Here is a 15,581-nt window from a genome sequence, read left to right as displayed (position 1 = left end):
AAAAGCAGACCGGCAATAAAAAGCACCATATTTACTTGGTACTTCTTAACGATTGCCCAGCCTGTCAAAATGACAATAGCGGCAGCGAGCCAAAGTGAAATCGCTTGCATTTGGGACCCTTGGGAAGTTAATGAAATATTTTCTAACAATTATAGATGCAAAAACACGGGATATTTAACCGTGCAGTTCCAAGAATGTCGGCCGCTATCGAGTCTTTTGTTCTGAGGAAGAAGCGGCTTTCTCCGCCTTTTTGGTGTAGACGGTAGCGATCATCCCGGCAGCGGCGACAATGGTCATACCGATAAGAGAGAGCATGTCGGGAATATTTTTAAAGAAGAAGACGCCGATGAGTTCTGAGAAGGGGATCGCAGAAAATCCCAGACAGGAAACCAGAAGCATATTTCCCCCGATCCAGGCTCGGGTGCTGGCGAGCATTCCTCCTGTGGCAAGCAGGCACATCAGAAAGGCGGCAATGGCGGCACGAGTATTGGGCATGTGGAATCCGTCTTCAAAAAAGAGGATACCCAGCAGCGCACCCACTGTGCAGAAAAGAGAATAATAAAAGACGACGCGCCAGGACGGTTCGTGCACGCGGCCTAAAAAGCGGATTTGCCAATATCCGAACAAATCAATAAAAGCGACAAAGAGGCATAAAAGTGCCGAGACCGCATCCCCGCTTAGGAAAGACGGACGCATAACGACCACAATGCCGACAAAGCCGAGAAGAATAGAGCCGATCAGGGGCCATTCGGGCTGTTCTTTCTTCCAGAGCGCCAGCAAAATAAAATTCAGTGCTAAAAAGAGCGGCGTTGAATACGTCAGCGTGATGTTGGTGCCGAGCGGCAGCATCCCTAACGTAAAGAACCAAATAGCTACCGAAACAAAACCCAGAACATCTCGTCGAAGATGCAGTATCGGATATTGGGTCTTTAACGTTTCTCCTCTCAGAGAGACGGTAATAAAGACGAAGAGAGTCGTGAAAAGAGAGCGGTAGAAAACCAGCTCCAGCGGTCCGAAAACATCATTGCAGTACTTCACACAAGCGGCCATCATGGAAAAGAAGGCCGCGGCGGCTAAGGACCAAAGCGATTGCGCAAACATGTTGTGAAGTAAGGTATTGAGCAGATGCGAATCGAGGAGCTTGAAAGCTCCTCGGATCAGGTTACATCTTAATTAATTTTTGGTCTTCAAAACGTCATCGATGGCAGTAATGACTTCATCGACTTCCGGCCAGCGGCCTTTACGGCCCACAATAACGTTCTTCTCGTTCCAGGGACTGGTGCGGTCGGTGTCCGTAACACCGACAATAGTGACCTGAGGGGCACCCACGGCGGCAGCGATATGGCTTACGCCGGAGTCGTTTGCGATGACAATAGCTGCTTTTTCGCAAAGTGCGGCGAAGTTGCCGAGACTTGTCGGCTCATAGATGGTTGCGTCCGGACAAGCAGCTTTAGCCGCTTCGGCTTCATCGGCAGCCGGGAAGACGACCGGTTCGATGCCTCTGTCGCGAAGCGGCTTGCAGAGTTCATTGAAGTGGCGCCAGTATTTTTCTTTGCCTTCGTGACGGCCTTTGGCGATCGGTGCAAGGATGGCGTAGCGTTTAGGCAAGCCGATTTTTGCGGCTAGGTTGCGGGCGCCGGCTTCATTGCGTGCAGCCAGCTTCATGTTGATGCGCTTAGTGAGCTTGGTATATGGCGGTTTGATGCCCATGGCTTTGAGCGCTTCGTAGGCAACGTACCAGAAGCGTTCGACTTCGTGCATTCTCGGAGGCTCCGGAATGGCATGCTCTAACAGAATGGAACGTCCGTCAGTGGCTAAACCGGTGCTTTGGATGCCTGCGCTCTTAAAAAGAAGTGCGGACCCGAAGGAGTTCGGCATCAGGATACCGCGGGGATTTTTTACAGAAGCAGCTAAATCCCGAATGCGTTTAATGTCGTCTAACAAATTTCCTTCAATCGGGTCGAAGCGGCGGTTGGTGCCCTCGAATAACTCTCCGACGAAAGGCTTGCCGATAAGGTAAAGCTTAAATCCGGCGGCCTCTAAAAGGTTTAAGGCCGGCATAGTCATGACGGCGTCACCGACATGATTAGGTAACCTGACGAATAGTGTTGCCATAAAAACTGTTTCAAAGATATATGTGTTTGCCTAGTCTAACGCCTGCCGACTCGTTAAACTACCTGCACCTAAGCTAACGAGGATAGAGTTGAAATCCGTTAAGATCAAAAAAGAACCTTTAATGAGGCTCTTTGCCTACTTACCGCCTTACAAGTTCTACATCTTTCTCGCGTTGATCGCCATGGTCGCCGCGGCTGCCGGCTCATCCCTGATGGCATTGCTGATGGGCAAGCTCACTGATTTAGGTTTCTATCAAAAAAACGGTCTGGTGGCAATTTGGGCTCCGATTGCTTTGATCGGCATCTCTGTTCTTCACGGAGGCGGCCAGTTCTGTTCTTCTTATCTGCTACAAAAAGTTTCTCAGGAAATCCTGGTCAAACTCCGTTCTTTGATGTTTGATCACATGATTCGCTGGCCGGAAGAAGTTGTCCAGAGTCAGGAATCCGGCCGTGTGGTTTCCCGCTTTGTGAACGAAGCTTCTCAGGCCTTGTCAGGCGCCTCTCAGGTGCTGACCGTACTTGTGCGCGACTCTCTTCAGGTTGCAGCCTTGCTTTGCGTTCTTTTTTGGCATAACTGGCAGCTGACATTAGTGACGTTTATTGTTGCCCCGATTCTGATTTATATCTTGAGGACGGTGAGCAAGCGCCTCAAGAAACTGACTTCCGACAGTCAGGTGACTTTCGGCCAGATCTTAAGTCAGCTCAATGAAACTTATCGTTCCGAGCGTCTGATTAAGGTTTACAACGCTTACAAGTTTGAAGAAGAGCGTTTCGGTCACATCAACCGTCGGCTGAAAGGGTTGACGATGCGTCAGCAGATCGTCAAAGGCCTCGGTACTCCTGCGACTCAGCTCGTCAGTATCTGCGGTGTTGCGATTGTGGTCTGTGTGGCATTGCTTCAGGCGCAGAAAGGCCAGCTCTCTTTGGCCGAATTTGTGACCTACATTTCTGCGATGCTTCTCATGATGCCGGCCATTCGTAAACTTGCCGGCTTAAACGGCACGATTGCCAGTATGGGCGCGGCCGCCGAAAGCCTTTTTGAGATGATTGATATTCCTCTTGAAAAGGATCCCGGCTCTAAGAGTATTGAACGCGTTAAGGGCAACGTTGAATTCAAAAACGTTTGGTACAAGTATCCCAATGCACTGGAACCCTCGCTGAAGGATTTCACCCTGAAGGCAGAGGCCGGAAAGATGATTGCCTTTGTGGGTGCTTCAGGCGCCGGTAAGAGCACCATCGTTAACATGATTCCTCGTTTCATGGTGCCGACGAAAGGAGAGATCTTATTTGACGGTATACCTCAGAACGAGATGACGCTGGAGAGCATTCGCCGTCAGGTGGCAATCGTGACTCAGGAAGTCATGCTCTTTGACGACACCATTGCTGCCAATATTGCTTTCGGAGCGGGAAGACCCGTGACAGAGGAAGAAATCAGGCAGGCAGCTGAAGCCGCCTACCTCAAGCCGCTGATCGATTCGCTTCCCGAAGGTCTTCAGACTCGGATCGGTGAGGGCGGATCAAAACTTTCCGGCGGCCAAAGACAGCGTGTCTCCATCGCACGCGCGCTCCTGAAAGATGCTCCGATTCTGCTTCTTGACGAGGCCACCAGTGCTTTGGATACGGAAAGCGAAAAGTACATTCAGGCCTCTTTGGACAAACTCAGAGAAGGCCGCACGAGCTTTGTGGTGGCGCACCGTCTCTCTACCATTGTGGATGCCGATATGATCGTCGTGATGGATCAGGGGGCGATAGTAGAGGCCGGAACCCATTTCGAGCTTCTGGCAAAGGATGGTCCTTATGCTCGGCTCTATAAGATTCAATTCAGTCACCAGAAGCCCGAAAAGTCTGAGACACAAAAGGCTTAACGGATAGAAGCGTCCTAAAAACGCCTACATCAAAAACAACAAATAGCACAATTCGAAATTAAATTTCGCATTGTGCTATTTATATTTAATCTGTTGAAATTTTTAATTTGCCTCGCGAAGAATAAACAAATTTTTGTGCTTAAATAAATCTGTTTCGCCTTGAGCACAGCTGCTCGATAACTCAATACATAGGAGTATCAATGGAAACACCACTGCAAATGGGTTCCTTCTCGAGACAGTCGAAAACGATTGCTCTTTTTGCCGCCCCTGTTTTAGCCCTGCTTTTATATTGGGTTCTTCCGGACGCGTATGTTAACGGTGCCGGAGCTTCGGTTCCCGTCTCCCATGCCGCAAAGGCCTGCTTAGCTATTCTGCTATGGATGGCCCTTTGGTGGTTTACAGAAACCGTGCCGATTGCCGTGACGGCGCTTTTGCCGATTATTCTTTATCCTCTTTGCGATGTTACGACTTTAGCAAAAACGCTGACGCCCTATGCCTCTGATACGATTTATCTGTTCTTAGGCGGCTTCCTGCTGGCAGCGGGTATTCAGCGCTGGGGCCTCGATAAGCGTATCGCTTTAAAGACGATGCAAATTGTCGGTACCTCTCCCGGCGCCATTATTGCCGGTGTGATGATCGCAACAGGTTTCATTTCCATGTGGGTGTCGAATACGGCAACCGCAGCCATGATGGTTCCGATCGCCATCGCCGTCATGTCCGTGGTTCGTCAGAATTCCGACTCTCCGACCATTACTAAGGGCGAAAGAAACTTCGGTATCTGTGTCCTGTTAGCCGTGGCTTATGGCGCTTCCATCGGCGGTATGGGAACAATTATCGGTTCGCCTCCTAACGGTATCTTCGTTCGCTTTGTGCAGCAGACGTACGGTGTTGATGTTTCCATCGTTCAGTGGATGAAGGTTGGTATGCCGGTGGTTCTTCTCCTCATGCCTCTTTCTTGGCTCCTCTTAACCAAGGTGCTTTTCAGAGAACAGATTCAAAAGATTGCCGGCGGCCGTGAATGGATCCGTACCGAATTAAAGAACATCGGCAAACCGACCCGCGGTGAAATCTCAGTTCTGATCGTCTTCATTTGTGCAGTGGTTCTTTGGTGCCTCGGTTCTCAGATTCGCTCCTTCACCTTAGAAAACGGTGTTCGTCCTTTCAGAATGGTTAGTGATGCCGTGATTGCAATGGCTGCCGGTGTGTCTCTCTTCTGTATTCCGGTTAATTTTTCCCGCGGTGAAAGAGCGCTTGACTGGAAGCACTGCGACAATATTCCCTGGGACGTGCTTCTCCTTTTCGGAGGCGGCCTTTCTATGGCAGCTTGTATTCAGGCAACCGGCGCTGCCAACCTCATCGCAGCCCAGGCAACATCCTTCGTTGGTCTGCCGCCTGTGCTCGTGATCTTGGGGGTCGCAACTTTAGTGATCTTCGCAACGGAATTCACTTCGAACACTGCTTTGGCTGCTACGATGCTTCCGCTTCTGGCTGCTGCAGCTCCTGTTCTCGGTATTCCGACGGAGCAAGTGCTCTTAGTGACGACTATTGGTGCTTCTGCCGCCTTCATGATGCCGGTTGCGACACCGCCGAATGCGATTATTTTCGGTACCGGCCGCATCCAGATCGGCGAAATGATTAAGGCAGGTTTTTGGCTGAACGTTATTTCTATTATCGTGATTGCGGGTGTCTGCATGGCTCTGGGAGACGTTCTCCAGCTGCCGATGCCAAAATAAAAATTATCCGGCACCCCTGAAAGGCGCCGGATCAATGAAAAAATGGCCTGAGCGAATCTGTCGTTCAGGCCTTTACTTATTTTTGGACCGGAAAATATTGTTCGATATCCGACCAGAAGATTTCGCAAGGCTTTGAGAGTTTTCTGTTCTTCTTGCGGACTGCGACATGTGAAGTTGTTCTTTCGGGTGTAATCGGAAGGAAGCGGAGATTCGGCTTCGGACGGTTTGTGAAACTTCCTTCAATACAAAGCAGGGAACCGATTCCCTTCTCAACCATTGTTAAAGCATTGGATGCGAGATTGTGATAGGCCGCAACTTTGAACCTACTTTCCGGAACTTTGAACCAACTGCTGATTTCAGAAAGGACGATGTAGCGGCGCGGAAGAATTAAGGTTCGTTCAATAATCTCTTCATAACTCAGCGTTTTTTTCTTGATCGGCATTTCTTCATTGCGAACAACTAATCCCCACTTTTCAATGACATCGATGGGAATTTTGGTGTACTTCGCGCTTTCCACCGGCTCAATGAGTATTGCCATATCCAGTTTATTTTCATCGACATAGCGTTTTAAGTCGTCGCCGTCAGCAGAATAGACTTCAAATTGAACGTGCGGATACCTTTGGTTGAATTGCACAACTGCGTCAGCAAAGTAATCCATGATTCGACTTTCAACGATCCCTACCCGAACGACACCGTGGAGGACGTCTCCGTTTTCTGACAGCTCGGCCTTGGCTTGTTTGGCAAGGTCTAATATTTCCTGAGCACGAAGTAAAAAGAGATAGCCGTTCTCGGTAAGCGACAAACTGCGAGTGCTTCTCACCAATAACTTGCAGCCCAATTCTTGTTCAAGTTCCTGAATTTGCCGTGTCAAAGCGGGCTGAGATATGTAAAGCGCTTCGGCAGCACGCGTGATGTTGCCAAGCCTGCACACAGTGACAAACGACATCAATACTCTTAGGTCCATGAGATTTTCAATTTATGTATTTATTGCATTAAAGATGATTGTAAATAAGTATTGGAAATAAATAAACAGGAACTCTAGAATTTTTAGGAATAGGGAGCCAAATCGAGAAAATGAACGGTCGGCTGGTGTTATTAACGGGAATTTCCAAGGCTTCAAGTTTTGAAGATGACGAGTTTGTATTGAGTCGCGATAAAGGAAAGCACAGCTAGGTTGTCTTCAATATCAGCTTGCTGAAGAACAGGCTCTCGGAAGGTTTTTAAGTTATGTCACTAAAAGGGGTTAAAGATGGTTTTGAACAGAAGAAAAGTATTACTGTCTGCCACCGTTGGTGCAGCAGGAGCAGTTATGACAAATACCGTTAGTGCAAAAGAAAGAAATTTGGATCCGGATATGGACGCCATCATCGCGAGAATGATGAACGTTACTAAACGCGGAACAACACTTGCGACGAATCAAAAATATTTTGTTTTATTGGCCACATGTGCAGCTCAGGGTCTTTCGGAAGAGGCTGAGGGTGTCACAGCAGCAGCTTTGAAAGCAGCCGTTGAACCGATTGCGATTAAGGAAGCCGTCTATCAGACTGTGCCATACGTTGGAATAGGCAGAGTTAAAGAAGCTTTAGAAGGGGTAAACAAAGCTCTTAAGGAGGCTGGTGTCCGTCTTCCGTTAGCCTCTCAGACCGCCGTCAACGATCAAAATCGTTTGGCCAAAGGCATTGAAGTTCAGACTGCTATTTTCGGCGATGCGATCACACAGATGCACAAGAACACGACGGAACCGATGAAACCGCTCATGATCAATGACTTGTCCGGATATTGCTTCGGTGACTTCTATACGCGTACCGGCATGTCCGTTAAGGATCGTGAATTGGTTGTCTTTGCTGCGATTGCAGCGCTCGGCGGATGCGAAGCTCAGCTTAAGGCTCATGCAGACGCAAACCTTAAAGAAGGCGCGACTAAACAGAATTTGATTGATGCTCTCCAGGTAGCCGTTCCGCTGAATGGTTTCCCGAGAACATTGAATGCGGTTACGGTCGTCAATAGTATCGCCTAGTAGTTAGCTTAATCGTCCGCAAAAATCAGCCTCCGACGTTTCTTTCGCCGGAGGTTTTGTTATTTCTATAGGACAAGGGTCTGGCGCCGTTGGTCAAAATGAGTATGACGAATTAAAAATTTATCTTACGAAACCGCATGTGGTTCATGAATATGATAATTTAGAAAAAAGTAATACCTTTCAAATAACTCAAGTTCCTGAATAAAGCCGAGTTAAAGCGAGCCTCCTCGAAAAGTGGTTTTTGACAGCTCGTGAACGTCAAACGTGAGAGGTTTATTTGCTGAGTTTCTGACTTTCGGGCCGTCACGAAAGCAACGACCCACAATCGAAGAGGATCACAATGCTGAGAAAGTTGATTCTTGCTCTTTCTTTTTCTTCTCTTGCGGCCTTTAGCGGTTCCGTGCTCGCGGCGGCCTTTGATATTACGGATATCGAGGGGAGGAAAGTTCATTTCGAGGATCAGCCGAAGACCTTTATCGTCGCTAACTACATCGCGAACTTTATGATGGTGGGCGGTGCGGCCAGCCTTGAAAAAGTCGTTGCTCTGACAAAAGACGGATGGGAAGATACGCGCTACGGTGAATATCAAGTTTTTACGAAGTCTTTTCCTAAGATGAAAGATCTGCCGAGTATCGGCGGCTACCACGACGATATTCTCAATGCCGAGAAAATCCTTAGTCTCCATCCGGATGTCCTGCTGATCGGAAGAACTCAGTACGCGGAAAACAGCCAGAGAATTAAAACGTTTGAAAAAGCCGGAATCAAGGTCGTCGTCCTGGATTACCATGCGATGACAACGGTAAACCATACACTCAGTACGGAAATTCTTGGCAAGCTTCTGGGTCGGGAAAGGATCGCCGAAGCTCAGAACAAGACCTATAAAGAGGCTCTTGACCACGTTTACTCAACGATTGTCAAACTTCTTGATGATCAGGTTGGTACGAAGGTTTACATGGAGACCGCCAGCAAGGGGCTGGCTCGCTACGGTAATTCATACAATAAGGACGTACTTTGGGGCGCAATCCTCAAAAACATCAAAGCAGCGAATCTCGCCGAGAATTCTCCTCAGCCTTACATGGCCCTCGATAAAGAGTATGTGATTTCTCAGAATCCGAAGGTTATTTTTATCGGCGGGAGCATTTGGCGCAATAAATCCGAGGGGGACCAAATGCGAATGGGCTTTACCGTCCCCGAGTCGCAAGCTCAGGAAAGGTTGGCCAATTTTACAAAGCGTCCCGGCTGGAACATGCTCGATGCCGTTAAGGAAAACCGAGTCTACGGTGTAGACCATGGAAGCTTGAGGAACATGGCTGACTACACCTTTACTCAATATATGGCCAAGGTGCTTTATCCCGAAACGTTTAAGGATATTGATCCCGTCGGCAATTTGAATAACTACTACAAAACCTATTTACCTGAACTCAAGTATGACGGCACCTTTATGATTCATTTGAATCAAAAATGAGCTCAGAAGATCTCATCATTCGACAGTATCGAAACAGGATCCGCAAAAAGGTTCTGTCAACGATGCTCGTCGGTTTGATATTGAGTGTTCTGGTGTTCCTGGACATTCAAGTCGGTTCATCGTCTATCGCCTTCAAAGACCTGGTCGATGCGGTTCTCAAGGGACCCGCCGGAGGATCGTCCGCTTCTTTTATTGTTTGGGAAATTCGGCTGCCCATGACTTTTACGTGTCTTTTTGTGGGCGCATCTCTGAGTCTGGCGGGACTTCTGATTCAAACGATTACGAATAATCCTCTTGCCAGCCCATACACCTTGGGCGTGACGGCAGGAGCAAGTTTCGGAGCGGCCATTGCCATTACGACCGGCTTTGCACTATTCGGACAAATCTGGCTCGGTGTTTCGCTGGCTGCACTTGTCATGGCGCTGACGGTATCGGCATTCATTTTCTATCTCGGAAGTAAGCGCTCGCTTACGGCAACGACGCTCATTCTTGTAGGCGTCATTATGAATTTCTTCTTTCAGGCGCTCCAGCAGTATCTGCAGTACCGAGCTTCTCCGGAAATCGCGCAAATTATCTCCGGCTGGACGTTTGGCAACCTTCAGCGCTCCTCTTGGATCAGCGCCGGCGTTTCCTCGACTTGCTGGACGATTGTGCTTCTGATTTCTTTTTGCTATTCGTGGAAACTCACTGCGCTCAGTGACGGAACCGAGAGGGCTCGAGGACTTGGCATCAACACGGACCAATTAAGGATGTTTGTCTTTACGGTGAGCTCCGTTCTGGTCGCTTCTGCCGTAGCATTTATCGGTACGGTGGCCTTTGTAGGTTTGATCTCGCCTCACTGCGCCAAGCTGCTTTTGGGTGACGATCAAAGGTTTTTGATTATCGGATCATCTATGGTCGGAAGCGCGCTTATGCTTGCCGCATCGATCATTTCCAAACTGATGTCTGAAGGCGCGACGCTCCCTGTGGGAATTGTGACTTCCATTGTCGGTGTTCCGTTCCTGTTTTTCCTTTTGCTAAGGTCGCGGGAGTAAGGATGCTGAAACTGAAGATCGAAGGCTTGTCTTGTTCTATCAAGAACAAGGAAATTCTTAAGGACATCACGGTGTCCTTTCAGCAAGGCGAAATGGCTGCAGTACTGGGTCGAAACGGCGCAGGGAAGACCACGTTTATTCGCTGTATCGCGAACCTAATTGCTCATCAAGGCAGCATTGTTTTGGAAGAGGACGGCAAGAAGCTCGGTCGCTCTTCAATCGCATACTTACCGCAGCTCGAAAAAATTACGTCCTCGCTGACGACCTTTGAAACGATTCTTCTCGGACTGACTAAAACATTAAGCTGGAAAGTCTCGGAGGCTCAGCTTGCAAAAGTCTCCCAAGTCATTCGTGAATTGAAACTAGACGCTTTTGCCAATACCCCAGTGCGGAGTTTGAGCGGAGGACAAAAACAGCTTGTTTTCTTGGCACAGTCATTTGTCTCTGAGCCTAGGCTGCTTCTGCTTGATGAACCGACCAGCGCATTAGATGTCCGCCATCAGCTTGTCGTGATGGAGACCGTGCATCGTTACTGCAAGAAGAGAAACGCCGTCGCTCTATACGTGATCCATGACCTAATGCTGGCTTCCCGTTTTAGCGATGCCGTGCTGTTCCTCCATAACGGAATGGCGCATGCTTTCGATACTCCCGACGCCGTTCTTAACTCCGAGACGATCGATCCCATTTATCAGATTGAGAGCCTAATTGAGAAGAACAGCAGGGGACTTACGACTATGACTCCCATTAAACCTTTGTAAGATCGCTATGAACAATTTAGAAAAGATAAGAGAGTATTGGAACACTCGCTCCGAAGGCTATCGACAGCAGATCGAAAAGGAAAGAGAGGAGCATAAGGATGAGTTCTACAAGGAGTATTTCAGACAGATACCCGAGGTCTCGAAAGTGCTGGATATCGGGTGCGGTCCGGGTTTCTTTTCACTTCTTTTAGCCTCTCTCGGCATGAATGTGACCGCCGCTGATTATTCTGAAGGAATGCTGGAAAAAGCAAAAGATTTGCTTAATCGAAACGGCTATCACGATGTCGAATTCTGCCGAGCTGACGCACAGCATCTCCCGTTTGCGGATGCTTCTTTTGATGCGGTGGTCAGCAGAAACCTTGTATGGAATCTTGAAGATCCGGAAGCGGCTTATAAAGAATGGCTGAGAGTTCTTAAACCGGGCGGAAAGCTTTTCGTTTTTGACGGCAATCACTACTGCTATTTGTATAACGCGGAATATGCCTCTATCCAGCCGAAGGTTGACGCTTCTAGTAATCACGTCCTCCTCGGCATCAAAACGAACGTTATCGATGACATCGCGCGCGATCTGCCTCTAAGCAGACAAGTTCGTCCTCAGTGGGACGAAGAAGTTCTCGGCCGATTAAAAGCTTGCGCAGTCAAGAGTGAAGTCCTCCTATGGGAGGGAGAAAAGAAGCGGCTTCCTGTGCGTTTTGCGGTCACAGCAGTTAAGTAGCACACTATGACTTTGCGGCGATCGGTAAAAATTTTTAGAATCTCAGAAATTAATGAATCCGCAGATCATGCAACGAATCTCCATCACTGTAGACGAATCCCTGGCGCAAGCTTTTGATGAACTTATTGCTAAGCGAGGTTACCAAAATCGATCGGAAGCTTTCCGAGACCTTTTGAAGAAAGAGCTTGCCCAGGAGGCTTTGGTGAATCCTTCTCAAGAATGTGTGGCCGTCGTCAGCTACACCTACGATCATCGAAAGGCACTTCTGTCTAAGCGAAATGTTGACCATCAGCACGAACATTTAGACATGGTCATCAGTTCAATGCATGTTCATGCCACGCACGACACTTGTGTGGAGGCCGTGATCGCCAAAGGTCCTTACGACAAATTGAAAGTCTTTTGTGAAAACACGATTGCCGAGAAAGGCGTGGGCTGCGGAGAGATCAACTATCTGCCGATCCACGAGCATAAGTAAAGCGAAAAACCGGCGCCCTAATAAATGCCAATATTCGTCGGAGAGGACTAAATTGAAAGAGCCGTGAAAATTCCCTCACGGCTCAGGTGTAACTTGTTTGCTTAACCGACGATCTCGGTTTTCAGAATGTCCTCAAGTTTTGAGTTGACTACCGCGTCGTAAAGCTTGCCTTTGAAACCAATCCAAATTTCGGTTTCCTGCGGCGTGGCGGTTCCGGAATAGAACTTTCTGCCGGCCGCTAAAAACTCCGGAGAAATGATGCCGTCACGGACGGAGGTTTTCATGAGTTTCTTTCCGTATCCGACTTCGAAATAAAGTTTGCCCCAGATGCATTCAGGTGCTTCGATCCCGTCGGTTGGAAGCGCCATAAAACGTTTGCGTGTCACACATCTGCCGATGAGTTCAGCAGAGTCTGTAATACCCGGACCATCGAACGCAGTTTTGAAAGTGATTAATTTTCTTCTGGCGGCTTCTCCCTCCGGTACAAGTCTGTCTAACGCGAATTTCATAACACGGAAGCAGAGAGCCAGACCGCCGCAGCGTTTGAGTCCGTGATATTTTTCGCAATCCTCTAAGGTGAGGACCGTGACGGTTTTACCTCCGTTTTCTGTAACTTTAATTTCTTCGTTTAGCATGGCATCAATTCCTTACTGAGTTTGTTATTCCATCGCAACCGGCAGAACCAATTCTTCCACGGTGACTTCATTTCTCATCATTCCGTTGTCTCGCAGGAACTTCTGATTCACTTTTAGATCTTCTAAGTCCTTGGTTGTCATCTTGTCGAAGTAGTGGCTTCGCTCCATCAGCGTTTTTGCATCTTCAATAGAGATGCCGTGTTCTTTTGCACCCATCTCAGCAGTTTCGGCAGGATGGTCTTTCATCCATTGCAAAGATTCTGCGTACACCTTAGCGACGCGTTTGACGATGTCCGGATGTTCTTCGGCAAACTGTTTGGTGGTCGTCATCACAAGAGTGGGTTCCACCAATCTTTCTGCATTGATGATGGTTTTAGCGCCGGCTTTGTTCGCCTTGATTAAGGCGCTGCTTGCGACCAGAGCGGCGTCTGCATGACCGGCCAGAATCGTACTTAGTGCCTTAGGAATACCCGTGTTGATGAATTGGACATCGGACTCTTTCATGCCTTCCTTTTCTAAGGCAGCAGCGAGAAGCTGATGTAAGAAAGTACCTTTCGGACCAACGACTTGTTTGCCTTTGAGGTCTCTAACAGAAAGTTCCGTTCCGGGTTTAGACACAATTGCGAAGTTAGAGGTCGGATGAGCTGTTCCGGTAACCACTCTGACCGGAAGACCTTCAGAGTTGAGCATGAGAAGCGCAGCGGTATTCATGTTGCCGGCAATGTCCAGGCTCCCCGAACCCATAGCCCGAGCGGCTTGAGGACTCGTGCCCATGTTGTGCCAATTAATTTTGATGCCGTCTGCCTGGAATTCTTTTTCAAGCAGTTTGTGGTCCTTCATGACAAGAAGCTGGAGGACAAACGGCGGTTTTACGTAAGAAATATTGAGTTCTTTGATCGGTTCGGCTGCGGCGGCAGAAAACGTGGACGCAGTCATCAAGAAAGCAACAAACAGAGGTGCCAATCTCATGGTTTTCTCCTGAGAGACTTTGTTTAGGTTTGAGTGAGGAAGTTCGCTCATTTGGAATTAGCCCATTCCAGATGAGAACAATAATGAGAATTATAATCATTTAAAAGTAAAAAAGTCCGTCAGTTAAAAATAATTAGCAGCCTAAATCGAGCTTATCTGACGGACTGGATTACTTTAGTTAATGTCTTGAACTTGCCTTTGTACAAGTTCAAGACATTGGTTCAATTCTTTATATCTTCCAAAGAGAGGCCTTTGAAAGACACGGAGAATTTTTGATACTTGGGGTTATTTTTGAGGAAAACCTCTGCTTTTTCCTGAAGCTTTTCGAGGTATATTTTTTTAGGATTTCTTTTTATTTCAGCAAATTGGATTTTGTCGACGAGTTCGTTGACTGCAACGAGGTCGATTTCGTTTTCTCCTCTTTTGTCCCACCATTGACCAACAGCCGTCCACGCCCCGTTTTCTGAGTAATCTTTTAAGAACCAATTTTCCAGAGTTCTTCCGCAGAAGTCCGGCCAAGCTTTATCAAAAAGCCCCTCAGACAGGTTCCATTGCGAACTTTCATAAAGTGATGCGAAAGTCATAGGCTCAATAAATTTGAACCAGAAACGGAAATATTCGTCGGTAAGGAGGTAACGGGTGCCTCTTCCGGAACTTTCCTTACCGAATGGATAGTTCTTTTTCAAAAGATTGAACTGCGTTTCAAGGCGAGACATGTAAGGGGCGAGATTGGTTGAAACTTCATTTTGAAGTTCCGACCATTGTGTCTTCCCATAAGCGATTGCTCTTAAGAGAGAAAAATAAGCGCTCGACTCCATCCGGAATTCGTTTCCGAGGATGACATGTCCGTCCTGTCGATACCAAGAACTCGCTTGAGAAAAAAGGAACTTTTTAAAACTCTTAACGTCCGAGCAACCTGATGAGGTAAGGAGCTCCATGTATCTAGGAACGCCGCCGGTCATAGCGTAAAACATCAGTAAATCCTCAGCGGTGAAGTCGGGATTGTTTTCTTCCAGATAATGTCGGATGGTGTGGCAGCTAAATGGCTTTATTTTGAGGAGAAGGTCAGTTCGTCCGTAAAGAGGTTCGTTAGCGTCAGAGAAGATATGTTTGATGGCGGAAATGATGGAGCCGCTCATGATCAGGAGGAGTCGGCTTTCATTTTTTATTTTATCCCAAACATTCTGTAGTTCAGACCAAAATTTTGGCGCGACGTAGTCCAACTCCTGGCATTCGTCAAAAACCAAAATCAAAGGCGTCGTTTTGCTCAGCTGCATACAAAATTCAACGAGTTCTGAAAGCTTGCTAATGCCAGGAAGGAATCCCTTCAGGTTCAACTCTCTCTTGATTTGAGCAAGGCAAGATTTCACGAGGTCATCCTCCGAATAGCCTCGCTGTATGAAAAAGTAGAGTGACGCGAGAGAAGATTCTTTAGCGAACTTGGTGATGAGTGTGGTTTTCCCGATTCGTCTTCGACCTGTGACGACGACAAGTCTGGACCCATTCTCAAGAAGAGGCAATTGGTCCGACAGCGTTTCTAACTCTTCTGTTCTACCGTAGAACTTCATAATTAACCTACAAATATTGTACGTACAATGATTGTAGGTTAATCAGAAGAGCGATTCAACTTTTAAAACTCTTTTGAGTCCAGGCCTAACTTTGAGAAAGATCAATCAAAAATAGAAGGATCCAAGGGATAAGAAGCTTTGATCGATGAACGCAGAAGTTTTGGAGAAAATCAGTTTTAACTGAAAATTTTCGGAGGATGTTTGACGTATGCAAATAAACGCATATAAAATCA

At 47.6% G+C, this 15,581-nt stretch carries 14 protein-coding genes; 8 read left to right on the top strand and 6 right to left on the bottom strand.

The window, feature by feature from the left end; all coding sequences use genetic code 11:
* Positions 1-204 precede the first annotated feature (204 nt).
* Positions 205-1,101 carry a DMT family transporter gene (locus HMPREF9439_RS01360; protein WP_008863422.1) on the bottom strand — a complete coding sequence of 299 codons (897 nt, stop codon included), beginning with the start codon at positions 1,099-1,101 and terminating at the stop codon, positions 205-207.
* A gap of 72 nt (positions 1,102-1,173) precedes the next feature.
* Positions 1,174-2,115 (bottom strand): glycosyltransferase family 9 protein, encoded by a 942-nt coding sequence (locus tag HMPREF9439_RS01355; protein ID WP_008810765.1) that lies wholly within the window; start codon positions 2,113-2,115, stop codon positions 1,174-1,176.
* A 121-nt stretch (positions 2,116-2,236) separates the two neighbouring features.
* On the opposite strand from HMPREF9439_RS01355, the gene msbA reads away from it, so the two are divergent.
* The gene (msbA, locus tag HMPREF9439_RS01350) at positions 2,237-3,979 is read left to right on the top strand and encodes a lipid A export permease/ATP-binding protein MsbA (protein ID WP_008863421.1); all 1,743 of its coding nucleotides are present in this window, start codon (positions 2,237-2,239) and stop codon (positions 3,977-3,979) included.
* Positions 3,980-4,179: 200 nt separating this feature from the next.
* Positions 4,180-5,712 carry an SLC13 family permease gene (locus HMPREF9439_RS01345; RefSeq protein ID WP_008863420.1) on the top strand — a complete coding sequence of 511 codons (1,533 nt, stop codon included), beginning with the start codon at positions 4,180-4,182 and terminating at the stop codon, positions 5,710-5,712.
* Between the two features lie 76 nt (positions 5,713-5,788).
* Here HMPREF9439_RS01345 and HMPREF9439_RS01340 read toward each other — a convergent pair whose 3' ends face one another.
* Positions 5,789-6,658, bottom strand: a complete 870-nt coding sequence (locus tag HMPREF9439_RS01340) for a LysR family transcriptional regulator (protein ID WP_244862365.1) — start codon at positions 6,656-6,658, stop codon at positions 5,789-5,791.
* A 363-nt stretch (positions 6,659-7,021) separates the two neighbouring features.
* Here HMPREF9439_RS01340 and HMPREF9439_RS01335 point away from each other — a divergent pair, with 363 nt between their 5' ends.
* The 6 genes from HMPREF9439_RS01335 to nikR all read left to right on the top strand — a co-directional run bounded on the left by HMPREF9439_RS01335 (position 7,022) and on the right by nikR (position 12,176).
* A complete protein-coding gene (locus HMPREF9439_RS01335; protein WP_244862364.1) occupies positions 7,022-7,729 on the top strand; it encodes a carboxymuconolactone decarboxylase family protein in 708 nt (235 codons plus the stop codon).
* 340 nt (positions 7,730-8,069) lie between these two features.
* Positions 8,070-9,194: an ABC transporter substrate-binding protein gene (locus tag HMPREF9439_RS01330; protein WP_008863416.1), complete on the top strand. Its 1,125-nt coding sequence runs from the start codon at positions 8,070-8,072 to the stop codon at positions 9,192-9,194.
* Positions 9,191-10,228: a FecCD family ABC transporter permease gene (locus tag HMPREF9439_RS01325; RefSeq protein ID WP_008863415.1), complete on the top strand. Its 1,038-nt coding sequence runs from the start codon at positions 9,191-9,193 to the stop codon at positions 10,226-10,228. The genes HMPREF9439_RS01330 and HMPREF9439_RS01325 overlap by 4 nt, the downstream gene beginning before the upstream one ends.
* Before the next feature lie 2 nt (positions 10,229-10,230).
* Positions 10,231-10,986 (top strand): ABC transporter ATP-binding protein, encoded by a 756-nt coding sequence (locus tag HMPREF9439_RS01320; RefSeq protein ID WP_008810772.1) that lies wholly within the window; start codon positions 10,231-10,233, stop codon positions 10,984-10,986.
* A 7-nt stretch (positions 10,987-10,993) separates the two neighbouring features.
* Positions 10,994-11,701 (top strand): class I SAM-dependent methyltransferase, encoded by a 708-nt coding sequence (locus HMPREF9439_RS01315; RefSeq protein WP_008863414.1) that lies wholly within the window; start codon positions 10,994-10,996, stop codon positions 11,699-11,701.
* A gap of 52 nt (positions 11,702-11,753) precedes the next feature.
* A complete protein-coding gene (gene nikR / locus HMPREF9439_RS01310; RefSeq protein WP_008863413.1) occupies positions 11,754-12,176 on the top strand; it encodes a nickel-responsive transcriptional regulator NikR in 423 nt (140 codons plus the stop codon).
* A 101-nt stretch (positions 12,177-12,277) separates the two neighbouring features.
* On the opposite strand, the gene HMPREF9439_RS01305 is transcribed toward nikR, so the two are convergent.
* From HMPREF9439_RS01305 to HMPREF9439_RS01295, 3 genes are all read right to left on the bottom strand, one after another.
* A complete protein-coding gene (locus HMPREF9439_RS01305) occupies positions 12,278-12,811 on the bottom strand; it encodes a hypothetical protein (protein ID WP_008863412.1) in 534 nt (177 codons plus the stop codon).
* Between the two features lie 24 nt (positions 12,812-12,835).
* Entirely contained in the window at positions 12,836-13,780 is a 945-nt protein-coding gene (locus HMPREF9439_RS01300; protein ID WP_040603342.1) for an ABC transporter substrate-binding protein, read from the bottom strand.
* 221 nt (positions 13,781-14,001) lie between these two features.
* Positions 14,002-15,348, bottom strand: a complete 1,347-nt coding sequence (locus HMPREF9439_RS01295; RefSeq protein WP_008863410.1) for an ATP-binding protein — start codon at positions 15,346-15,348, stop codon at positions 14,002-14,004.
* Positions 15,349-15,581: the final 233 nt, after the last annotated feature.

This window comes from Parasutterella excrementihominis YIT 11859, from assembly GCF_000205025.1.
GTDB lineage: Bacteria > Pseudomonadota > Gammaproteobacteria > Burkholderiales > Burkholderiaceae_F > Parasutterella > Parasutterella excrementihominis.
Note: the sequence above shows the minus strand (reverse complement) of the source record. Positions and strands in the feature narration are given on the sequence as shown.